The sequence below is a fragment of the Amycolatopsis plumensis genome (assembly GCF_042652605.1).
Lineage (GTDB): Bacteria > Actinomycetota > Actinomycetes > Mycobacteriales > Pseudonocardiaceae > Amycolatopsis > Amycolatopsis plumensis.
This window is the reverse complement of sequence record NZ_JBHSJY010000001.1, coordinates 1,385,214-1,406,147: the sequence shown is the minus strand read 5'-3', so window position 1 is coordinate 1,406,147 and position 20,934 is coordinate 1,385,214. Positions and strand designations below refer to the sequence as shown.

At 71.6% G+C, this 20,934-nt stretch carries 19 protein-coding genes; 13 read left to right on the top strand and 6 right to left on the bottom strand.

Annotation, left to right across the window (positions count from 1 at the left end):
- Positions 1–9: 9 nt before the first annotated feature.
- The gene (manA, locus tag ACFPLC_RS06320; RefSeq protein WP_378189078.1) at positions 10–1,239 is read left to right on the top strand and encodes a mannose-6-phosphate isomerase, class I; all 1,230 of its coding nucleotides are present in this window, start codon (positions 10–12) and stop codon (positions 1,237–1,239) included.
- Between the two features lie 632 nt (positions 1,240–1,871).
- Here manA and ACFPLC_RS06315 read toward each other — a convergent pair.
- Positions 1,872–4,796, bottom strand: coding sequence for an AfsR/SARP family transcriptional regulator (locus tag ACFPLC_RS06315; protein WP_378189004.1), 2,925 nt, complete (start codon positions 4,794–4,796; stop codon positions 1,872–1,874).
- 202 nt (positions 4,797–4,998) lie between these two features.
- On the opposite strand from ACFPLC_RS06315, the gene ACFPLC_RS06310 reads away from it, so the two are divergent.
- The 5 genes from ACFPLC_RS06310 to ACFPLC_RS06290 all read left to right on the top strand — a co-directional run bounded on the left by ACFPLC_RS06310 (position 4,999) and on the right by ACFPLC_RS06290 (position 9,254).
- Complete coding sequence (locus tag ACFPLC_RS06310; RefSeq protein WP_378189003.1) at positions 4,999–5,361, top strand: type II toxin-antitoxin system RelE/ParE family toxin; 363 nt, start codon at positions 4,999–5,001, stop codon at positions 5,359–5,361.
- On the top strand, positions 5,358–5,675 hold the full coding sequence (locus tag ACFPLC_RS06305) for a helix-turn-helix domain-containing protein (protein ID WP_378189002.1): 318 nt from the start codon (positions 5,358–5,360) through the stop codon (positions 5,673–5,675). The genes ACFPLC_RS06310 and ACFPLC_RS06305 overlap by 4 nt, the downstream gene beginning before the upstream one ends.
- 85 nt (positions 5,676–5,760) lie before the next feature.
- A complete protein-coding gene (locus ACFPLC_RS06300; RefSeq protein ID WP_378189001.1) occupies positions 5,761–6,678 on the top strand; it encodes a cation diffusion facilitator family transporter in 918 nt (305 codons plus the stop codon).
- Between the two features lie 88 nt (positions 6,679–6,766).
- Positions 6,767–8,293 carry an amino acid permease gene (locus ACFPLC_RS06295; protein WP_378189000.1) on the top strand — a complete coding sequence of 509 codons (1,527 nt, stop codon included), beginning with the start codon at positions 6,767–6,769 and terminating at the stop codon, positions 8,291–8,293.
- A gap of 268 nt (positions 8,294–8,561) precedes the next feature.
- Positions 8,562–9,254, top strand: coding sequence for an LPXTG cell wall anchor domain-containing protein (locus ACFPLC_RS06290; RefSeq protein ID WP_378188999.1), 693 nt, complete (start codon positions 8,562–8,564; stop codon positions 9,252–9,254).
- A 51-nt stretch (positions 9,255–9,305) separates the two neighbouring features.
- On the opposite strand, the gene ACFPLC_RS06285 is transcribed toward ACFPLC_RS06290, so the two are convergent.
- Positions 9,306–11,564, bottom strand: a complete 2,259-nt coding sequence (locus tag ACFPLC_RS06285; RefSeq protein ID WP_378189077.1) for a hypothetical protein — start codon at positions 11,562–11,564, stop codon at positions 9,306–9,308.
- Positions 11,565–11,656: 92 nt separating this feature from the next.
- Here ACFPLC_RS06285 and ahcY point away from each other — a divergent pair, with 92 nt between their 5' ends.
- The 3 genes from ahcY to ACFPLC_RS06270 all read left to right on the top strand — a co-directional run bounded on the left by ahcY (position 11,657) and on the right by ACFPLC_RS06270 (position 13,960).
- The gene (gene ahcY, locus ACFPLC_RS06280; RefSeq protein WP_191315218.1) at positions 11,657–13,129 is read left to right on the top strand and encodes an adenosylhomocysteinase; all 1,473 of its coding nucleotides are present in this window, start codon (positions 11,657–11,659) and stop codon (positions 13,127–13,129) included.
- 100 nt (positions 13,130–13,229) lie between these two features.
- Positions 13,230–13,517 carry a CopG family ribbon-helix-helix protein gene (locus tag ACFPLC_RS06275; RefSeq protein WP_378188998.1) on the top strand — a complete coding sequence of 96 codons (288 nt, stop codon included), beginning with the start codon at positions 13,230–13,232 and terminating at the stop codon, positions 13,515–13,517.
- Positions 13,511–13,960, top strand: a complete 450-nt coding sequence (locus ACFPLC_RS06270; RefSeq protein WP_191315216.1) for a type II toxin-antitoxin system VapC family toxin — start codon at positions 13,511–13,513, stop codon at positions 13,958–13,960. Before ACFPLC_RS06275 ends, ACFPLC_RS06270 begins: the two co-directional genes overlap by 7 nt.
- Before the next feature lie 224 nt (positions 13,961–14,184).
- On the opposite strand, the gene ACFPLC_RS06265 is transcribed toward ACFPLC_RS06270, so the two are convergent.
- A complete protein-coding gene (locus tag ACFPLC_RS06265) occupies positions 14,185–15,183 on the bottom strand; it encodes a hypothetical protein (RefSeq protein ID WP_191315215.1) in 999 nt (332 codons plus the stop codon).
- Positions 15,184–15,430: 247 nt separating this feature from the next.
- On the opposite strand from ACFPLC_RS06265, the gene ACFPLC_RS06260 reads away from it, so the two are divergent.
- The 3 genes from ACFPLC_RS06260 to ACFPLC_RS06250 all read left to right on the top strand — a co-directional run bounded on the left by ACFPLC_RS06260 (position 15,431) and on the right by ACFPLC_RS06250 (position 17,468).
- The gene (locus tag ACFPLC_RS06260) at positions 15,431–16,006 is read left to right on the top strand and encodes a papain-like cysteine protease family protein (protein ID WP_378188997.1); all 576 of its coding nucleotides are present in this window, start codon (positions 15,431–15,433) and stop codon (positions 16,004–16,006) included.
- Complete coding sequence (locus ACFPLC_RS06255) at positions 16,003–16,752, top strand: hypothetical protein (protein ID WP_378188996.1); 750 nt, start codon at positions 16,003–16,005, stop codon at positions 16,750–16,752. Before ACFPLC_RS06260 ends, ACFPLC_RS06255 begins: the two co-directional genes overlap by 4 nt.
- 62 nt (positions 16,753–16,814) lie before the next feature.
- Complete coding sequence (locus ACFPLC_RS06250) at positions 16,815–17,468, top strand: dTMP kinase (protein WP_229903039.1); 654 nt, start codon at positions 16,815–16,817, stop codon at positions 17,466–17,468.
- On the opposite strand, the gene solA is transcribed toward ACFPLC_RS06250, so the two are convergent.
- On the bottom strand, positions 17,457–18,587 hold the full coding sequence (solA, locus tag ACFPLC_RS06245; RefSeq protein ID WP_378188995.1) for an N-methyl-L-tryptophan oxidase: 1,131 nt from the start codon (positions 18,585–18,587) through the stop codon (positions 17,457–17,459). The two genes, ACFPLC_RS06250 and solA, sit on opposite strands and share 12 nt — an antisense overlap.
- A 57-nt stretch (positions 18,588–18,644) precedes the next feature.
- On the bottom strand, positions 18,645–19,094 hold the full coding sequence (locus ACFPLC_RS06240; RefSeq protein ID WP_378188994.1) for a hypothetical protein: 450 nt from the start codon (positions 19,092–19,094) through the stop codon (positions 18,645–18,647).
- A 64-nt stretch (positions 19,095–19,158) separates the two neighbouring features.
- Here ACFPLC_RS06240 and ACFPLC_RS06235 point away from each other — a divergent pair, with 64 nt between their 5' ends.
- On the top strand, positions 19,159–20,127 hold the full coding sequence (locus tag ACFPLC_RS06235) for a helix-turn-helix transcriptional regulator (RefSeq protein ID WP_378188993.1): 969 nt from the start codon (positions 19,159–19,161) through the stop codon (positions 20,125–20,127).
- Here the strand turns inward: ACFPLC_RS06235 and ACFPLC_RS06230 are convergent.
- Entirely contained in the window at positions 20,124–20,909 is a 786-nt protein-coding gene (locus ACFPLC_RS06230) for an IclR family transcriptional regulator (RefSeq protein ID WP_378188992.1), read from the bottom strand. The genes ACFPLC_RS06235 and ACFPLC_RS06230 overlap by 4 nt on opposite strands.
- Positions 20,910–20,934: the final 25 nt, after the last annotated feature.

Genomic DNA, 20,934 nt, shown 5'->3' with positions numbered 1-20,934 from the left:
GAGGTGACAGTGGAGCTGCTGCGCAACGCGGTGCGGCCCTACGCCTGGGGATCGCGGACAGCGATCCCCGAGCTGCTGGGCCGTCCGGTACCCGCGCCGCACCCCGAGGCCGAGCTGTGGATGGGTGCCCACCCGGGTGACCCGTCGCACGTCATCGGTCCCGACGGGACCGAGCGGAGCCTGCTCGAGCTGGTGGACGCCGACCCGGTGACCCAGCTCGGCGAGCGGTGCGCGAAGCGGTGGGGCGGGCGGCTGCCGTTCCTGCTGAAGATCCTCGCGGCCGAGGAGCCGCTGTCGATGCAGGCGCACCCGTCGGCGGCGCAGGCCGCGGAGGGGCACGCCCGCGAGGAGAAGCTGGGCATCCCGCGCGACGCGGCCAACCGCAACTACCCGGACCCGACGGCGAAGCCGGAGCTGGTCTGCGCGCTGACGGAGTTCCACGCGCTGGCCGGGTTCCGCGCGCCGGACCGCACGGTGAAGCTGCTCAAGGCCATCGAGACGCCGGGGTTGGCGAAGTACACCGGGCTGCTGGAGGCCCAGCCGGACCCGTCCGGGCTCCGCGCGCTGTTCACGACGTGGATCACGCTGCCGCAGCCGTCGCTCGACTCGCTGTTGCCCGAGGTGCTCGACGCGTGCGTCCGGCACGTTCAGGAGCACGGCGAGTTCGCGGTCGAGTGCCGCACGATCCTGGAGCTCGGCGAGGCGCACCCGCGCGACGCGGGCGTACTGGCGGCGTTGCTGCTGAACCGCCTGACGCTGCGCGCGGGCGAGGCGATCTACCTGCCGGCCGGGAACCTGCACCTTTACCTCCACGGAACGGCCGTCGAGATCCTGGCGAACTCGGACAACATCCTCAGGTGCGGCCTGACGCCGAAGCACGTGGACGTCCCGGAGCTGCTGCGCGTGGTCGACTTCGCGTGCGGCGAGATGCCGGTCCAGTGCGGCGACACGGGGGGCCGTCTTTCGGTGTACCGCACGGACGCGCCGGAGTTCGAGCTGTCGCGCGTGGAGTGGGCCGCGGGCCAGGACGACGAGATCTCGGTCGACAGCGTCGGCCCCCAGATCCTGTTGTGCACCGCGGGCGACCTGCTGGTGACGGCGGACGACGGCGAGGAGGTCGAGCTGCGGCGCGGCCAGTCGGTGTGGCTGCCGGCGGCGGACCCGCCGGTCCGCGTGCGCGCGCTGGGCGGCGAGCGCGCCCAGCTCTTCCGCGCAACAGCAGGCACCTGCGAAGACTGACCACCCAGGTCACCCGAGTCGGTTGCCGTACCCAAAGGGTCGGCCTGCGTACCCGAAGGGTCGGCTTGCGTACTTGGAGGGTCGGCTTGCGTACCTGAACGGTCGGTCTGCGTACCCAGAGGGTCGGTTCGCGTACTCGGGCGGGTTGTGGGCGGGCGAGGTGGGTTCTGTGTGCGTTCCGTGTGGCGGGGTCCGCCACGATCGACACCAAGGGGGGACCCTGGTGCGCTGATGCGCGCCGCCGGGTCCGCTGGGGGTGGCGCCGGTCGGATTTCGCCCGGCGTCCGTGGGCTGAGGGTGGTGCCGCGAGGGGGCGGCACCACCGCGGCGCCCCGGCGGCCGAGGCGAGGCGGGTGGTGCGGTGAGGGGGGCACCGCCTGGTCTCGCCGGGGGCGCTCGCCGGTCGGCCGGTGTGGTGAGGGGAGCACCACCCGGCCAGGCCGGCGACTCGCGTCAAGCCGGGTTGGTGAGGGCGAGCGGCATCCGGGCGGCGACTCAGGTCAGGTCGGGTTGGTGAGGGCGAGCGGCATCCGGGTGGCGGCTCGCGTCAGGTCGGGTCGGTGTGGGCGAGCACCCCGGCGGCGGGTCGAGTTGGGCGTGTTCGGCGAGGAGCGGGCCGGTGCGGGTGGCCGTCAAGCCGGGTTGGTGAGGGCAAGCAGTGCCCGGCGCAGGGCTGCCGCGCTTGCGTCGCGCGGGTCGAGCAGCTCCGCCGCCTCGGCCTCCGCCTCCTGGGCCGCCTTCGGATCTGCCGTTGCGAGGTGTGCGCGGTGCAGCACCAGCCACGTCAGCCCCGTTGCCGCCCTGCTGCCCATCTCGCGGAACTCGTCCAAGCAGGCCCGCAGCACCGGGATCGCCTGCGCCGCCCGGCCTTCGCCGATCCAGGCCGCCGCCAGTGCGCGGGTGCACGACAGCTCGCGCGGCCGCTCGTCCAGCTCCCGCGCCAGCTCGCGGGCCTCCCCGAACGCCGCCGTCGCGTCGTCGCGTGCTCCCGTCGCCGCCGAAATCGCGCCACGAGTGCGCAACGACTTCGCCAGCGATGACCGCGCCATCGTGCCGCGCAGCAGGTCCACCGATTCCGCGATCGCCGCCACCGCGCCCGGATCGTCGCCCGTCAGCAGGGACGACCACGCGAACCCGTGCAGCGCCTCACCGAGCACCCGCGCGTCGCCGCTCGACCTCGCCGCCGCCAGGGCCGCCCGGTCGACCTCCCGGGCCTCCACGATCCGGCCGAGCCGCAGCAACGCGGCCGACTCCGCCGCCCGGACCCAGCCGAGGTCGGCCGAACCGTCCACTGTGAACAGTTCGCGAGCGTGGGCCGCCGTCTCCAGTGCCTCTTCCGCGCGACCCAGGCCGATCAGGCAGTGCGCCAGGTTCGCCGACACCCACGCGTGCGTGCGCCGGTCGCCCTGCGCCTCCAGCTCCTTGGCGCACGCGCGGTAACGCGCCGCGGCCTCCTCGTACTCGCCGCGCGCGTGCCGCAGCAGCGTCAACGTGGCTTCGGCGACCGTCGCCAGCGGGGGCTCCGCGGCCAAGAGCGTTTCGTACGCCGCACGCATGTCGGCGTACTGCCCGTGCAGGTACAGGTAGACGCCGAGGCGGTCGAGCAGCAGCAGGGCGTCCCGCGGGCCGAGCGTGCCGAGGAGCAGCACGAGGTTCGCGCGCTCGGCGGCGAACCAGTCGTCCGGACGCGCCAGCAACCGCTCCACGAGTGAATCCGGCAGCGGCTGGGCCGGCGCCGCGTGGGCCGGGGGCGGCATCGGCACCGTGCGTGGCAGCCGGGCCGCCGCCGCGTCGGCGAGGGCGAGCGTGGCCGCCAGCACCGTCCGCAGGCCTTCGCTGGGCACCGGGTCGTCGAGCTCCGCCGCGAACAGCCGGACGAGGTCGTGCATCCGGTAGCGGCCTTCGCCCGTCTCATCCGCTCCGCGCGCCTCCAGCAGGCTCGCTTCGACGAGCTCTTCGACGGCCTCGTCCGGGTCGTCGACCAGGGTGGTGACCGCCCAGGCCGGCAGGTCGGCGAGGCGGCACCGGCCGAGCAGCCGGAACGCGCGCCGCGCGGCCGGCCGCAGGCCCTCGTAGCTCAGCGCGATGCTGCTCCGGACGGCGAGGTCGCTGACGGTCAGCTCGTCGAGCCTGCGGACCTCGTCCTCCAGCCGGCCGGCCAGCTCGCCGAGCCGCAGGTGCGGGCGGATGGCGAGTCTGCTGCCCGCGATCCGCAACGCCAGCGGCAGCCGCGCGCACGCCGTGATGATCCGCTCGGCGTCGGCGCGCTCCCGGGCCACCCGCGCCCCGGCGAGCCGGTGCAGCAGCTCCGCGGCGTCCGCGCCGGACAGCGGCCCGAGGGCCAGCCGGTGTGCCCCGGCGAGGCCGCTCAGCCGTCGCCGGCTCGTCACGAGCACCGCGCAGCCCGGCGTGCCCGGCAGCAGCGTGCGGACGTGCTCGGGGTCGACGGCGTCGTCGAGCACCACCAGCACCCGCCGGTCGGTGAGCCGTCCGCGGAACACCGCCGCGCGCGCCCGCACGTCGTCCGGCACCGCCGGCCCGGGGACGCCCAGCGCGCGCAGCAGATCGGCCAGGACCTCCCCGATGTCACGGCCGGCCAGCGGCACGTACAGCTGGCCGTCCGGAAACCGCGCGCGCAGGCGGTGGGCGGCGCGCACGGCGAGGGTGCTCTTGCCTGAACCCGGCTCGCCGCTGAGCACCGCGACGGGGACGCCGCTGCCCGCGTCGAGCACCTCGGCCAGCTCCGCCAGCTCGGCGTCGCGGCCGGTGAAGTCCCCGATGTCCGGCGGCAGCTGGCACACCGGCCACACCGCGGGCGGCAGCCGCGGCACCGGGTCCTCGCCCCGCAGGACGGCGGCGTGCACCCGCCGGGCCTCCGCCCCCGGTTCGACGCCGAGTTCTTCGATCAGCGTGGTCCGCAGCCGCCGGTAGACCTCCAGCGCGCTGCCCTGCTGGCCGGCCCGGTGCAGCGCGGTCATCAGCTGCGCGGCCAGCCGTTCGCGCAGCGGGTGCTCGGTGATCATGGCCTGCAGCTCGCCGGTCAGCTCCCCGTGCCGCCCCGCGGTGAGCTCCGCGTCGACGCAGTCTTCGAACACCGCGAGCCGCTCGGACTCCAGCCGGGCGACGTCGGCGTCGAGCCGCGGCACGTGCAGCCCGGCCAGCACCGGCCCCCGCCACAGCGCGAGCGCCCGCCGGTAGTGCCCCGCGGCGGCCACCGGGTCCGCGGCCCGCCGCCCTTCGGCGACGGCGGACCGGAAGACGAGCAGGTCGAGCTCCTCCGGCTCGACGTGCAGCCGATAGCCGGCCGGACCGTGCTCGACCTGGAGGCCGTCGATCCGGTCGCGCAGCCGCGAGAGGTAGGTGTGCAGGTTGGAGGCGGACGACTTGGGTGGGCCGTCCGGCCACAGCGCCTCGACGAGCACGTCGACGGGCACGTGCCGGCCGGCGTTGAGCAGCAGCACGGCCAGCAGCGTGCGCTGCCGCTCACCGCGCAGGACCGCCCACCGGCCCGGCGGGCTTTCGACGGCGAGCGGACCGAGCACGGCGAAGTGCGCCATGTCACCTTCCCGGGTGGAGCCGACAGGAAAAACCACGGTAGCGAAGGGGTACGACAGAACCGGTGGCCGCGGTTGAGGTGATCTTCGGCGGCCGGCCGGCGACTTTGCGGCGAGCCGGAGGGAATGCGCGGCGAGAACCCGCTCGACCACCGCGCTTGGCATCGCCCGTTCGTGTGAGTATAGTGATCGCTATACTCACACGATGGCGGGCCAGGACTGGGAAATCTATGTCGTGGACGAAGTCCTCGAGTGGATCGAGCGGCTGGACGATGCGACGCACGCTCGTGTCGTGCAAGCGATCGACGCGCTGGCGGAAGGTGGCCCGGGCCTGGGGCGGCCGCTGGTCGACACCATCGTCGGGTCTCGGATCCAGAACCTGAAGGAGGTGCGGCCCGGTACCGTGCGAATCCTGTTCGTTTTCGACCCCTGGCGAGCGAGTGTCCTGCTCGTCGCCGGGGACAAGGCAGGACAGTGGAATGCCTGGTACCGGGAGGCGATCCCACTGGCCGAGGATCGTTACGACCGCTATCTGAAGGAACGCCAGGCAGAGGAGGGCCGACCATGACGGGCTACACGCGTTGGAAGGACGTCCGCGCGACGCATGTCGAGCGGGCCGGCGGCGAGGAAGCGGTCGAGGCGGGCAAGCAGGAGCTCCTCGCCGTGGTCCAAGGCCACCGCCTCGCCGAGATCCGCCGGGGCCGCGGCTTGACCCAGCTGCAGCTGGCCGAGCGGATGGGCGTCACCAAGGGCCGGGTGTCCCAGATCGAACAGGGCAAGATCTCCGGCTTGGAGGTGCTGGCCCGCTACGCCGCCGCTTTGGGTGGCCGGCTGCACCAGGCGATCTACTTCGAGGACGGTGACATCGCCGCCATCGCCTGAGCGACTCTCCGGCCGGTGACGACCGGACGGGACCGTTCCCATTAGGCTCCACCCGGACAAATCAGGACCTACCAGGGGAGCGGTCGTGTCAGCTGGAGGCGGAACCAAGGCGATCCTCGCCGCGCTCGGGGCGAACGCCGGGATCGCGGCGGCGAAGTTCGTCGGCTTCCTCGTCACGGGGTCGTCGTCGATGCTGGCCGAGTCGGTGCACTCGCTGGCCGACACCACGAACCAGGGCCTGCTGCTGCTCGGGCAGAAAACCTCGAAGCGGGAAGCCGACAAGGAACACCCCTTCGGCTACGGCCGCGACCGGTACTTCTACTCCTTCATCGTCGCGCTGATGCTCTTCACGCTCGGCTCGGCTTTCGCGATCTACGAAGGCATCCACAAGATCGGCCACCCGGAGCCGCTCGAATCACCGATCGTCGCCGTGATCATCCTGCTGGTCGCGGTCGCGCTGGAGGGTTACAGCTTCTACACCGCCGTCGGCGAGTCGAAGAAGATCAAGGGCAACGCGAGCTGGTGGGGCTTCATCCGCCAGGCCAAGGAGCCCGAGCTGCCCGTCGTGCTGCTCGAGGACGCCGGCGCGCTGCTCGGCCTGGTCTTCGCGCTGCTGGGCGTCGGGCTGTCGGTGGTCACCGGCGACCCCGTCTGGGACGGCGTCGGCACCCTCGCGATCGGCGCGCTGCTCGGCGTCATCGCGATCATCCTGATCATCGAGATGAAGAGCCTGCTCATCGGCGAAGGCGCCACCGAGGGCGTCCTCGCGACCATCGTCGACGAGCTCGCCGCGGGCAAGGTCGAGCGGGTCATCCACATCCGCACCCAGTACCTGGGCCCGGACGAGCTGCTCGTCGCGGCGAAGCTGGCGCTGGTGCCGGGGCTCGACACCGCCGAGGTCGCGAAGGCCATCGACGACGCCGAGGCCCGCGTCCGCGCCAAGGTGCCGGTGGCCAAGCTGATCTACCTCGAACCGGACCTGGACCGCAGTCTCGCGCGCTAGCCGGGACCGTCTTCGGCGAGCCGTCACGGACCTGACCCGATAGGGTGACCTACTGCGATACATGCAGGCCAGCCGCAGGAGGTCAACGGTGCCCGGAACGGGATTGTGGCGCACTAAATCGATCGAACAGTCGATCAAGGACACCGACGAGCCGGACACCAAGCTCCGGCGCAACCTCAGCGCGTGGGACCTCACGGTCTTCGGCGTCGCCGTCGTCATCGGGGCCGGCATCTTCACGCTGACCGCGCGCACGGCGGGCGACTACGCCGGGCCGTCGGTTTCGCTCGCCTTCGTGTTCGCCGCGATCGCCTGCGCGCTGGCGGCGCTGTGCTACGCCGAGTTCGCCTCGACCGTGCCGGTGGCGGGCAGCGCGTACACGTTCTCCTACGCCACCTTCGGCGAGTTCATGGCGTGGATCATCGGCTGGGACCTGATCCTCGAGCTCGCCGTCGGCGCGGCGGCGGTGTCCAAGGGCTGGTCGGTGTACCTCGAAACCGTGCTCGGCTACCTCTTCGGCAAGGGCACGAAGACGACGTTCGACATCGGGAGCGTGACCGTCGACTGGGGCGCGCTGCTCGTCGTGGCGATCCTGACGACGCTGCTGGCCGTCGGCACGAAGCTGTCTTCGCGGGTCTCGATGGTGATCACCGGGATCAAGGTCGCCGTGGTGCTGTTCGTGATCATCCTCGGGCTCTTCTACATCAAGGGCGCCAACTACACGCCGTACATCCCGCCGGGCGAGACCGGCGGGGCCGGCCAGACGGGTGTCGACCAGTCGCTGTTCTCCCTGATCGCGGGCGGCGCGAGCAGCTCGTTCGGCGTCTTCGGCCTGCTGGCCGGCGCTTCGCTCGTGTTCTTCGCGTTCATCGGCTTCGACATCGTCGCGACCACTGCGGAGGAGACCAGGAACCCGCAGAAGGCCGTGCCGCGCGGGATCATGGGCTCGCTGGCCATCGTGACCGTGCTGTACGTCGCGGTGTCGCTGGTGGTCGTCGGCATGACCTCGTACAAGGACCTGGCGACGAAGGCGGGCGACGGCAGCCACAAGACCCTCGCCACGGCGTTCTCCGCGAACGGCGTCGACTGGGCGGCCAACATCATCTCCTTCGGCGCGCTGGCCGGCCTGACCACCGTCGTCATGGTGCTCATGCTGGGCCAGGTCCGGATCATCTACGCGATGTCCCGTGACGGCCTGATGCCGCGCGGCCTGGCGAAGACCGGCGAGAACGGCACGCCGAAGCGCGCGACGCTCATCGTCGGCGGCCTGGTCGCCCTCGCGGCCGGGTTCTTCCCGGCGGACAAGCTCGAGGAAATGGTCAACGTCGGCACGCTCTTCGCGTTCGTTCTCGTCTCGGCGGGCGTGCTGATCCTGCGCCGGAAGCGGCCCGACCTGCCCCGGGCGTTCAAGGTGCCGCTGGTGCCGCTGATCCCGATCCTGGCCATCCTCGCCTGCCTGTGGCTGATGCTGAACCTGACCGTGCTGACCTGGCTGCGGTTCCTCGCCTGGATGGTGCTGGGCGTGGTGCTCTACTTCGGGTACAGCCGCCGGCATTCGCTGCTCGGCAAGCGGCAGGCCGAAGGCCTCGACGAACCCGTGAAGGCGCCCGACGCCTGACTTGCACGGCAAAAGCCCCGCCTTCCTGGACGCCCAGGTCGGCGGGGCTTTTTGCGTTTGGTTGCTTAATGCGAGGTTACGGCTTGATCAAGAGGATCTTGCGATTTATGCGCAAAGGGGGACCCCCTGTAAGCGGTCGGGTGACGTGCGATACCTTTCGATCCTTCGTGTGCCACTGACGGGTGAATTACAGCCGCGTGATTTCACGCGCAGTGGTACGCCGACCCCCGATTTTGCTGTTCATCCCCCGTTCGGTACTGGAGAACTCATGCGCAGACGTTCCTTCCGCGGCGCCGTGGCGGTCATGGCGCTCACCACCGCTGCCCTCATCGGGACCGCCGGTTCCGCTCTGGCCTGCTACAGCGACGACAACCGTCCCCACCCGACGCCGGGCAAGCCGACGCCGTGTGCCGACGGCAAGGTCCTCGACAAGAAGGACGTCGTCTTCGAGCTGACCAAGAACAACACCCGGCTGAACATCAAGTCGGTCAACGAGGGTGTCACGGTCACCCGCATCGTGGTCGTCGGCGGCGACGACGGCTTCAACGACTACACGCCGGGCAAGAAGCTCGACAAGAACGCGCCGTGGAACGACCTGCGCGCGCCGTTCAACTACAACGGCAGCCAGCCGAAGGTCGAAGACTGGTTCCTCTGCGGCACGAAGACCACCAAGCCGCCGCAGACCAGCACCACGACGGCGACGGCGACGCCGACCAAGCCGCCGGCGACGTCCGAGACCGCGAAGCCGACCACCCCGGCGACCTCGCCGACCTCCGTTTCGCCGACCAGCAGCACCACGGCCGCGGCCGTCGTGCCGGCGGGCAACGAGTCGGGCACCGGCGGCGGCCTCGCCAACACCGGTTTCGACAACAGCTGGCTGATCTGGGTCGGCGCGCTGCTGCTCGCCGCCGGTGGCGGCCTGCTGGCGCTGCTGAAGTTCCGCCGCAAGGCTTCCGAGTGAAGCTGAGCTAGTTCCCGGTCGAAGGCCCCTCGCTCCGCGCGCGAGGGGCCTTCACCGTTTCGGGGGCAGGTCCCCGAACAGAGAGCCCTGCTCGCCCCAGGACGGCTTGCCGAGGCCCGCCGCCATCGCGACGGCGTGGTCCCATTCGGCGTCCACCACGTAGTCCTGGTGCTTGAGCACCCCCGGTGCCCAGCGGTGCCGCCCGGTCGGGCCGCGCAGCGGGTCCGGCAGCCAGTGGTCGCCGCCGAGGATCAGCACACCGTTGCCGTCGGCCGTCGCCGACACCGGGCCGCAGCCGCCCTCAGGCAGGAAGCCGACGCCATGCAGCCGCCGGTCGGCGACCGAGTGCCGCCAGGTCGTCACGCCGCCACCGAAGATGTCGGTGCCGCGGCACAGGGCCCGCCAGCGGCCGTCGAGGTCGGCGAAGAGCCGTTCCAGCGCTTCCTGCGGCAGCAGAGCCGGGAAAGCACGCTGGTAGCCCCACTGCAACGGCGACCCGGCCGTCAGCACGCCGACGCGCTCGAGGTCGGCCGCCGGAAGCTCGGCCGCCAGCCGGGCGGCGGCCATGATCGTCAGCAGGCTGCCCAGGTTGTAGCCGGAGAGCACCACGCGCGTGCCGGGGTCGGCGAGGTGCTCGCGGGCCCGCGCGGCCAGCTCCGGGACGACCTTCAGCGCGTAGCAGGGCGGGACCGTCGGGTGCGCCGCCCGCGGCCAGAAGCAGACCAGGTCGGCCAGCGCCCCGAGGTGCCGGCTGCGCTGCGGGGTGCGCGCGGCCGTGTAGACCACCCGCAGCAGGCCCGCGGCCAGCGCGCCGAGCGCGACCACGCCGATCGCGGACAGCGGGCCGAACCAGCCGGGGACCAGGCCGAACCCGAACCGCAGCACCAGCAGGCCCGCGCCACCCGCGGACATCGCGCACGCGACCGCCAGTGCCAGGTGGTGCAGGTGCCGCCGTTCCCACGCCGACCGCGCCCAGGCCGCCGCGGCCTGGGCCTCCTGCCGCTCGTCGTGCTCCATCAGCTCGACGATCTCGGGGATGCCCCGCCGCAGCCGCCGCAACGGGACGGCGACCGCGAAACCCAGCACGCCGAGCACCGCGGCCAGCGCCAGCCCGGCGCCCCAAAGGACGGTGACCAGCAAGTACGTGTCCGGCACCTTCAGGTGTTCCGCCCCGGAAAGCCGTCGCAGCGCTTCGGCGAGCCCGGCACCGAAGCCGCCGCCGAGCAGGCCCGCCAGCGCGAGCACCGGCGCGGCGGCCCAACCGCCCAGCCACGGCCGCAGCCGCTGTGGCTTGTGCTTCCAGCCGGGACGGGCCAGCAGTGCCGCCGGGACGAGGAAGAACGCGAACAGCACGGTGACGGCGACCAGGGCCGCACCGAGGCCTTCGACGACGCCGTTCGTGCCGGGCAGCGGCCCCGTGCCCGGCCTGAGCCGGACCGCGGCGACGATGACGAGCAGCGTCGCGAAGGCGAGCACGCCGGGCCGCGCGAACCGGCCGGTGTCGACGCCGATCGCCGCGGCGACGACGGTGGCGAGCACCACGGAGAGGGTGACGATCCAGGCCACGAGGTCCACGCTGCCGCCCGGCACGCGGAACGGCCCGCCGAGCAGCAGCAGCGCGACCGAGGCCAGCGCCGCGACGGTGTGCAGGCAGCGCAGCGCCGGGGTCTCCGGGTCGGCGCGCATCCGCAGCGGACCGCCGGTGAGGTCGCCGTCGGCGTGCACCGCCCAGGTCGCGCTGGAAATCCGGTGCAGCACGAAGATCACGGCGAGCAGCGGCAGCACGCCGACGGCGATCCGGGCGGCCGTCGTGCGGAGGACGTCGGGGACCACCGGCAGGCAGCCCGACCCGGGCGCGAGGCACTGCGCGGCGAAAAGGTCGAGCGCGATCGCCGCGAGCTGGCCCATCAGCAGCATCGTCAGCAGCAGGGCGCCGACGCGCAGCAGCCCGCGGCAGACGGCCGCGAGGCCGCGGGCGAGGCGGCTCTCCGGCGGGACCGGGGGCAGCATCCAGAAGCAGACGTTGGCCAGGGAGAACGGGAACAGCAGCGCCCAGGTGGCCTTCGCGGCGCCGCCCGAAGTCATGCCGTGCCAGAGGTAGCCCTCGAGGGTCCGCGGGATCGACCGGCCCAGCGCCGGCAGCACCGGGCCGGGTGCCGGGCGGCGCAGCCGGTCCGCCGGGCGGATCACGCGGCCCAGTCCGTCGCCGGCGACGTCGACGGTCGAAACCGCGTCGAGCAGCGTTTCCCCGCTGGTGCCCACGAGCCCGGCGACGCGGATTTCCACGACGCGGGTGTCCGGGCCGGGCATGGGCACGGTAAGGGCCTCCTAACACTTCCAGTGACAGTCGAGCGGACAACGGTAGTGTTCGGGTGTCATCGAGTCTTGGAGGAATCGCCACTATGACCCCCGAAAGCGTTGCCAAGCGGCACGAGACCCGCAACGGCATCGAGTTCGCCGTCGCCGACCTCGAGGCCGCCGAGTTCGGCCGCAAGGAGATCCGCCTCGCCGAGCACGAGATGCCGGGACTGATGGCGCTGCGGCGCGAATACGCGGAGGTCTACCCGCTGCGCGGGGCGCGCGTGTCGGGCTCGCTGCACATGACCGTGCAGACCGCGGTGCTGATCGAGACGCTGGTGGCGCTGGGCGCCGAGGTGCGCTGGGCGTCCTGCAACATCTTCTCGACGCAGGACCACGCGGCCGCGGCCGTCGTCGTCGGCCCGCACGGCACGACCGAGGAGCCCAAGGGTGTCCCGGTCTTCGCGTGGAAGGGCGAGTCGCTCGAGGAGTACTGGTGGTGCACCGAGCGGATGCTCACCTGGGACGGCGAGGGCCCGAACATGATCCTCGACGACGGCGGTGACGCCACGATGCTGGTGCACAAGGGCACCGAGTTCGAGAAGGCCGGCGTCGTGCCGACCCCGGACGAGAACACCTCCGACGAGTTCCGCGTGTTCCTCGAGCTGCTGCGCGCCTCGGTGGCGTCGGACAAGGACAAGTGGACGAAGATCGGCCAGGGCATCCGCGGTGTCACGGAGGAGACCACGACCGGCGTCCTGCGCCTCTACCAGCTGGCGGCGGCGGGCGAGCTGCTGTTCCCGGCGATCAACGTCAACGACGCGGTGACGAAGTCCAAGTTCGACAACCGCTACGGCATCCGCCACTCCCTGATCGACGGCATCAACCGCGGCACCGACGTGCTGATCGGCGGCAAGGTCGCGGTGGTCTGCGGCTACGGCGACGTCGGCAAGGGCGCGGCGGAGTCCCTGCGCGGCCAGGGCGCGCGCGTGATCGTGACGGAGATCGACCCGATCTGCGCCCTGCAGGCGGCGATGGACGGCTACCAGGTCCGCACGCTGGAGAACGCGCTGCCCGAGGCCGACATCGTGATCACGACGACCGGCAACAAGGACGTCGTGCTGGTCGAGCACATGGCGAAGATGAAGCACCAGGCCATCCTGGGCAACATCGGCCACTTCGACAACGAGCTCGACATGGCGGGGCTCGCCCGGTACCCGGGGATCCGCCGGATCAACATCAAGCCGCAGGTCGACGAGTGGATCTTCCCGAACGGCAACACGATCATCGTGCTGTCCGAGGGGCGCCTGCTGAACCTGGGCAACGCGACCGGGCACCCGTCGTTCGTGATGTCGAACAGCTTCTCGAACCAGGTGATCGCGCAGATCGAGCTGTTCACCAAGCACGAGGAGTACGACAACGAGGTCTTCCGGCTGCCGAAGAAGCTCGACGAGAAGGTGGCTCGCATTCACCTGGAGGCGCTGGGTGGGGAGCTCACCAAGCTGACCAAGGAGCAGGCCGAGTACATCGACGTGGACGTCGAAGGCCCGTTCAAGCCGGAGCACTACCGGTACTGAGTTTCGCTGGTCAGGGCCGCCCCGAAAGTGTTCGGGGCGGCCCTTTGTTCTGCGTTTGTGACAGTGATAGCACGAATGGGTGACGTGTTATCATGGTGTCGTGAAGCAGTTGATCACGAGGATCGACGACGAGCTGCACGCCCGGCTGAAGGCGCTGGCCGAAGCCCAGGGGCGCAGCATGAACGACCTGGTCACAGAGGCGTTGAGGGGAATCGTGGCAAAGACGGAAACTCGTGCGGAATGGAAGCGGCGCATGATCGCCGAAGGCAAGGTCGTGCACGTGGAGCCGCCGGCTCACGTGCCGACCCTGGACGAGCTCGAAGAGATGTCTCGTGGCTGGGGCACGGCTGTGAGCGAAGCGCTCGACTGGACCCGAGGGGAGTGGTGACCGTGCTCTACGTGGACACCAGCGCGCTGGTCACGGCTTACCTCCACGATGAGCCGGAGCACGACAAGTTCCGCAAGCTGCTCCTGGAGGGCGCTGCCCCGGTGGTCAGCAGCGACTTCACCCGCATCGAATTCGCCGGTGCCATGACGGCCGCCAAGCGGACCGGCCGGATTCCCGATCCGGCGGCGATGCTGGCGCACTTCGATCACCTCGCCTCCCCGGACGGTGACCTGGTGCTCATCCCCTTCAACCCGAACCGGGTCATTCCGGCGGCCCGGCGGCTGGTCACCGAGAACTACCCGGTGCGCACCCTGGACGCGATCCACATCGCGGTCGCCATGCACGACACCGCGGAACTCACCGGCGGCGAACCCGTCACCTTCGTCACCCGCGACGAGCGCCAAGCCGATGCGGCCAAGGCGAACGGCTTCGAGGTGCTGTGAAGGTCGCGGCCACCGGCGAGATGCCCACCCAATCACGCGAGATGCCCCGCTGATCACGCGAGTCACGCGCCCAATCACGCGAGTCCCGTCCGCAATCACGCATGTTCCGCCCCTGATCACGCGTCTCCCGCCCCGGAGCACGCGAGCCGACCCGGTCCGGCCGTGCGCAACCGGGCATCACGCGTGACTGGAGGGGCATCACACGTGATCAGCGGGGCATCACGTCAGTTCCACTCCACGGCGACGCCGGCCAGGCCCGGTCCGGCGTCGCTGAAGAACGCGCTGCTCACGCCGCCCATGTCGCACGGCAGCTCCTCCGCCACCACCGGCAGCGCGTCGTCGCGGGCCCGGACCTGCCGCGTGCACCGGGCCGGGAGCGCGTTCCGGTCGAACCGCAGCTGGACCAGGTAACTCGCGCAGCGGTCCCGCAGCATCCGGTAGTAGCCCGGCGAAGCCGAGCCCGAGTCGTCGCGGACCTCGAAGCAGAACACGTGGATGTCGCCCTCGGCCAGCTTGCGGTCGAACAGCAGCTCCGTCGCCATCGTGTCCGCGTCCGGGTTGCGGCGCATCCGCCCGACCCGGCAGCCCTCGTCCGTGATCAGCTCGACGTCGTCGATGCGGCAGCCCGGGTCGCCGTTGTACACCGTCAGATACCGGTCCGGCCCATGGCGCCGCGCCCGCGTCACCAGCCGCGTGCGCAGGCTGACCTGGCGGTGTTCCGCGTCGAACGTGATCGTGTCGTGGACCGACAGCAGCTCGAGGTCGGCGTTGTAGTGGTTCGACGACGGGTACGCGCCCAGCTCGGCCAGGAGGTCCTCGACGATCGACCCCATGTCACCGGATCGCAGGTCGTGGAACGACGCCGCCGGCTGGTGGCCGCGGCGGACCAGTCGCGGCCCGATCAGCACCACCAGGGCGTCCGCGGGCAGCTGGAGGACCGATTCCAGCGCCCGGACCGCCGGCAGCGCCTTCGGCACCTCGGGCTGACGCAGCCCGCGCTGCCAGTAACTCAGCGTTGACTGTCCGATTTGGACGCCGCGCAGCGCGAGGTGGGCGCGCAGCCGGGCCAGCGACAGGCCGCGGTAGGCGATCGCCAGTCTCAGCGCATGGTGGAACTCGCCGGTACGGAGTGCCTCGGTCAGCTCTTTCGGCAGTTCGGCGACCGATGCCCGGGTCGTGCGGGCGCCATCGATGATCAGTGGGAGGTTCCCGTCTTGTGCCACCGCTCGTCCCTTCACCCGACCAGTGTGTGCGCTGGGCGTGAACACCGCGGAACGTTCACGGTAGCAGCGTAGAGTGGCCGTGCCGACCCCCGTTCAGGGTGGTTGGCCTCGTTGAGGTGAGCGTTCCGCGTTCCGGCTGTCCCCCGGAACGGTCCGTTCCTCCGGATGGCGTTCTTGCTCCTTGTGACCGCGTTGTTCACCGTTGTGACCACCGCTGGTTCGCCCACTCCTCCACAGGAGGCCATCTGTGCTGGTGAAGTCGAGCCAGGTCCACGCCGTACTGGCCGTGAGCCTGCTGTTGTGCCTGGTCGCGCCGGTCACCGCCGGAGCCGCGCCCGGAGTGCCGTCGACCTACCGGAACCAGATCGCCCTGCAGCTCCAGCAGAAGAACCAGTGGTGCTGGGCGGGCGCGGGCGCCACCATCGCCGCCTACCACGGCGCGGCCGTCAGCCAGACGCGGTTCTGCCAGCTCGCCCACGACGAGACCGGCACCGACTGCGCCAACCTCCCCGGCACGCTCGCCGACCCGCAGCGCGCGTTCGCCCGGCTCGGCTTCGGCTCGCCCGGCCGCTACCTCGACCGGCGCATCTCCTACGCCGACGTCCGGACGCAGACCGCGGCGAACCGGCCGGTCGAGACCCGCGTCGGCTACCGCTCGGGCGGCGGCCACGTGCACGTCCTGTACGGCTACGACACCCGCGGCGACTGGGTGTTCTGGGGCGACCCCGGCCCGGCCAAGCGCTACAACTGGTCGACCTACGGGTACTACGCGCACAATTCCTCCTTCACCTGGACGCACACGCTCACCGGGATCGCCCGATGAGCAGGCGGGCGCTCGTGCTCGCCGTGCTGACCGGCGCGGCGCTGCTGATGACGGCTCCGGTGTCAGGCGCGGCCCAGGCCGCCGGCATCAGCAGCGCCGACGCCTCCGCGGCGCACCACGCGGCCGCGGGGTTCCAGGACGTCCTCTTCCGGTTCTTCGCCCAGGCGCCGGACGCCCACGGCCCGGTGCAGGTGCAGATCGCCCCGGACGCGTACCCCGTGTACGAGCTGTCGCCGGACTTCGTCGCGGGCAAGCCCGACGCGGCGCCAGGTGACTTCGCTTACTTCGCGATCCCCGCGCGTGCCTCCGACGGCCGGACCGCGACGCTCTGGTCGGTCCGCGGCGCGGACGGCACCTGGCAGGTCGGCAACATCGCCTCGGGCGACGTCGAAGGCGAGTACGCCAGGAAGCTGCCCGCGGGCGCCCAGCTGCTGCACGAACCGCAGGTCGACGCCTGGTACGCGGTCCGCGACGGCCAGGTGACCTCGCTGGCCGACGGCCGGGCGATCGCCGGCTACCAGCAGATCGTCGGGAAACGCTACGCCGACAAGCTCCCCGGCTCGGCCTACTCCCGCGACGGCGAGGCGGGCGGCTTCGACGCCACGTCCCAGGTGATGCCCCGCGGCGACGGCGGCGCGGCGCCGTCCGGCCACGACACCGGCTGGGTGCCGCTGCTGATCCTGGTCGGCGTGCTGGCCGTCAGCGGCGCCGGGTACGTGCTCCACCTGCGGCGGCACGCCGCATAGACGAACCGGCGGGCTCGGCGTCGATCCCCTTCCACCGAGCCCGCCGGTCCACCACCGTTACTGTGACCGGCGTGGGTCGACTGGTGGTCATCGAAGGGCTCGACGGCGCGGGCAAGCGCACGCTCGCGGACGGGCTGACGACGGCGTTGGGCGCGAAGGGCGCGAGTGTCGCGTCGCTGGCGTTCCCCCGCTACGGCAAGAGCGTGCACGCGGACCTCGTCCGCGAGGCACTGCACCGCGGGCACGGCGACCTCGCCGACTCGGTGTACGGCATGGCCATGCTCTACGCGCTGGACCGCAGCGGCGCCGCGGACGAGATCCGCGCGCTGCGGAGCGCGCACGACGTCGTCCTGCTCGACCGGTACGTCGCTTCCAACGCCGCGTACGCGGCCGCGCGCCTGCGCCAGGACGCCGCCGGCGAAGTCGTGAAGTGGGTGTGGGAGCTGGAGGTCGACCGCTTCGGCCTGCCCCGCCCGGACGCGCACCTCCTGCTGCGCGTCGCCCCGGCGGTCGCGGCCGAGCGCGCCGAGCGGCGTGCGGAGACCGAAACCGGCCGGGAGCGCGACGCCTTCGAGACCGACGACGGCCTGCAGCGGCGGTGCGCGGCCGTCTACGACGAGCTGGCCGCGTCGGGCTGGCTCGCGCCCTGGCACGTCCTCGACGGCGTCGCGGGCGTGGACCTCGAAGCACTGGCGACGACGCTGCTAGGGCAGTAGCCGGACCGGGTCGAACTGCGCGATCGGGTGCGCGGTGGCGCCCTCGACGACCAGGTCGGCGAGGATTTCGCCGATCACCGGCGCGAACTTGAAGCCGTGGCCGGAAAACCCGCACGCGAGCACCACCCGCTCTTCCTCCGGGTGCGGGGCGAGCACGAAGCTTTCGTCGGCCGTGTCGGTGTACATGCAGGTCGCGGCCCGGAGGAACGCGCCGGGCAGCGTCGGGAGGTGCCGCTTCACCACGGACGCGATCTCGTGGACCTCGTCGCCGGACACCGCCCGGTCGATGCCGTCGGGCGTGCACGTCCGGCCGCCGCCGTGGAACGCGACCTTCACGCCGTCCGCGGGCGCGTTGTGCGCCGGGAAGCCGTAGAACGTGTAGCCGTCGGCTTCCCAGAGGTAGACCGGGTGGTCCCGGAACGGTGCGATCCCGCCCGACGGCGCGAACCAGTACTGCACCTGCCGCCGGACCGTGAAGGTGACGCCGAAGCCGTGCAGCAGCTCACCGGCCCACGCGCCGGGGCACAGCACCAGGCGGTCGGCCGTGTAGTAGTTGTGCGACGTCCCGATGCGCACCCCGCCGGCCGTGGTGTTCCAGGTGAAGACCTTCTCCTCGTGGTGCAGTTCGGCGCCGCACCGCGCGGCGAGCTGCAGGTGCGCGGCGACGCTGCCTTCGGGTGACACCAGCCCGGCGCCCGGCTCGTACAGCGCGACCTCGTCCGGAGCCGGCGCCATCGTGGGGAACCGGCGCCGGATTTCGGCCGCGTCCAGGAGTTCGTGCGGGATGCCGAAGGCCTGGGCCGACGCCACGCTGCCGGTGATCGTCCGCGAATCCGCCGTGCCCACCATGATCCCGCCGCAGCGGGTGAACAGCCGCCGTCCGCTGTCGCGCTCGAGACCGGCCCACAGTTCGTGGGCCCGCAGCAGCAGCGGGACGTACTCGGGGCCTTCGAGGTACGCCTGGCGCGTGATCCGCGAACCGCCGTGGCTCGACCCGCGGTTGTGCACCGGCGCGAACTGGTCGACGCCGAGCACCCGCTGCCCGCGCTGCGCCAGCCGGTACGCCGCGGCGCTGCCCATCCCGCCGAGACCGACGACGATCACGTCGTAGTGCGTCATGGCACCCTTCCGCAGTTGCGTCTTCGGCAACAACGTGCGTGATGCGCGACGCCGTTGTCAAGCGCGGGCGAACTCCATGACCCAGTTGGCCTCCCAGGTCCGGCCGCCGTCGGCGGAGAACTCCTGTTCCCAGCGCGGGGTGGCCGTTTCGACGCCCGTCCAGGCGTAGTGCACCTTGATCGGCGCGCCTTCGTGCGTGTCGTCGCCGTAGAAGTCGCCGCGGCCGCCTTCGAAGCGGCCGGTGACCGGTGGCTGGAGCAGGCCGGTCCGGCTGTTGGCCCAGTACAGCGACCATTCCGCGCGCTCGACGTCGAAGAGCCGGAGCGTGCAGCCGCGGAAGCCGAGGGTGGGGAAGGCGATCTCGTCCACGTTGCCGCCGCCCTCGAACAGCGACCAGCAGGTCGACGTGCCGGGGAAGACGCTCCAGTCGTCGCTGCCGGTCAGGGGCTTGGCGAGCCGCCGGTTCGTCACGGTCCAGGAGCCGATGAAGAAGTCGAAGTCGTTCATGCCGGTGATCCTGGGGTGCCACCACTGACACCTTTTGTCAGTGGCGGCTGGCAAACTCCGCCGGGTGCGTGCGAGCCGGCTGGTGTCCCTGCTGCTGTTGCTGCAGAACCGGGGGAGGATGAGCGCCGCCCGGCTGGCGGCGGAGCTCGGCGTGACCGCGCGGACGGTGTACCGGGACGTCGAAGCGCTCGCCGCGTCCGGTGTCCCGATCTACGCCGAAGGCGGCCCGAACGGCGGCTACCAGCTGATGGACGGCTACCGGACCCGGCTCACCGGGCTGACCGAAGGGGAAGCCGGGTCCCTGTTCCTCACCGGGCTGCCGCAGCCGGCCGCCGAGCTGGGACTGGGTGCCCAGGTGGCCGCCGCCGAGCTCAAGCTGATGGCCGCGCTGCCGACGCCGTACCGCGACGCGTCGGTGCGGATCCGGCAGCGGTTTCACCTCGACGCGCCCGGCTGGTACCGCGAAGCGGATCCCGTGCCGCAGCTGCTCGCGGCCGCGGAAGCGCTGTGGCAGGACCGGGTCGTGGAGATCCGCTACCGCCGCTGGTCGCCGGCGCCCGGTGTCGTGACGCGGCGGCTGCACCCGCTCGGCCTGGTCCTCAAGGCCGGGGTCTGGTACCTGGTCGCCGGGCCGCGGCCGCGCACCTACCGCGTCGCCAGCATCGAGGAGTTCCGCGCGCTCGACGAGCAGTTCACCCGGCCGGCCGGCTTCGACCTGCCCGCGTTCTGGCGCGCGCACGTCGAACGCTACGAAGGCAGCGAAGAAGCGAAGACCGCCGTCGTGCGGCTTTCCCCGGCCGGAATCGCGGCCCTGCCGGACATCCTGGGCCCGCGAGCCGCGCGGCTCGTCGCCCGGACGCTCGAACCCGAAGACGCCGAAGGCTGGCAGCGCGCGGAAATCCCGCTGGAAAGCGTGCCGCACGCGGCCGCCGGGCTGCTGCGGCTCGGCGCGGAGGCGCAGGCGCTGGCCCCCGCGGAACTGGTGGCGCACATGGGAAAGACGATCCGCGCGATGGCGGGGCTCTACCCCTAGTCGCGGAAGTACCCCAGCTGCGCGGAAAGCTCGTCCGCCGCCTCGGTCATCGGCTTCACGATCTGCTTCACGCGCTGCTTCGAAAGCCGGTACGACGGCCCGGAAGCGCTCATCGCGGCGACGACCTCCCCGCCCGGGCCGTGGATCGGCACGGCGACGGCGTGCATGCCGAGTTCGAGTTCTTCGTAGCAGGCCGCATAACCGTCTTCGACGACCCGTTCCAGCTCGGCCAGCAGCTCTTCCGGCTCGACCGTCGTGCGCGGGGTGTACCGCTCGAGCTTCCGCTTCAGCACCCGCTTGCGCTCGGTTTCGCCCATGTAGGCCAGGAGGACCTTGCCGCTCGAGGTCGCGTGCAGCGGCGTCCGCTGGCCCGTCCAGTTCTGCGTGGTGATCGCCGCCGAACCGCGGGCCTGGCTGATGTTGATCGCGACGCCGTCGTCGGCGATGGCGATGTTCACCGTCTCGCCCAGTTCCTCGGCCAGGGCCAGGCAGCTGGCCCGGCCCAGTTTCGCGAGGTCCATCCGGCCGGTCGCGGCACCGGCCAGCCGGACGACGCCGAAGCCGATGGCGTACTTCCCGCGTTCGCCGAGCTGCTCGACCAGGCCTCTCGTCTCCAGGACGCTGAGCAGGCGCGACGCCGTCGACTTGTGGACGCCCAGTTCGCCCGCGATCTCGGTGATCCCCGTTTCGCCGTTGCGCGCGAGCAGTTCGAGCACGCTGATGGCCCGGTCGACCGACTGCACCTGGCTCTGAGTTGCGTTGCCCGAGTCCTGGTTCCGCATGGCGCAACAGTATCCGTTTCGGGGG

What these genes read in the sequence shown, in the direction of transcription:
- ACFPLC_RS06310 (WP_378189003.1), top strand. Translation starts at nt 4,999, where the DNA reads ATGGCGGGCCAGGACTGGGAAATCTATGTCGTGGACGAAGTCCTCGAG.
- ACFPLC_RS06305 (WP_378189002.1), top strand. Translation starts at nt 5,358, where the DNA reads ATGACGGGCTACACGCGTTGGAAGGACGTCCGCGCGACGCATGTCGAG.
- ahcY (WP_191315218.1), top strand. Translation starts at nt 11,657, where the DNA reads ATGACCCCCGAAAGCGTTGCCAAGCGGCACGAGACCCGCAACGGCATC.
- ACFPLC_RS06255 (WP_378188996.1), top strand. Translation starts at nt 16,003, where the DNA reads ATGAGCAGGCGGGCGCTCGTGCTCGCCGTGCTGACCGGCGCGGCGCTG.
- ACFPLC_RS06290 (WP_378188999.1), top strand. Translation starts at nt 8,562, where the DNA reads ATGCGCAGACGTTCCTTCCGCGGCGCCGTGGCGGTCATGGCGCTCACC.
- ACFPLC_RS06230 (WP_378188992.1), bottom strand. Translation starts at nt 20,909, where the DNA reads ATGCGGAACCAGGACTCGGGCAACGCAACTCAGAGCCAGGTGCAGTCG.
- solA (WP_378188995.1), bottom strand. Translation starts at nt 18,587, where the DNA reads ATGACGCACTACGACGTGATCGTCGTCGGTCTCGGCGGGATGGGCAGC.
- ACFPLC_RS06285 (WP_378189077.1), bottom strand. Translation starts at nt 11,564, where the DNA reads ATGCCCGGCCCGGACACCCGCGTCGTGGAAATCCGCGTCGCCGGGCTC.
- ACFPLC_RS06315 (WP_378189004.1), bottom strand. Translation starts at nt 4,796, where the DNA reads ATGGCGCACTTCGCCGTGCTCGGTCCGCTCGCCGTCGAAAGCCCGCCG.
- ACFPLC_RS06240 (WP_378188994.1), bottom strand. Translation starts at nt 19,094, where the DNA reads ATGAACGACTTCGACTTCTTCATCGGCTCCTGGACCGTGACGAACCGG.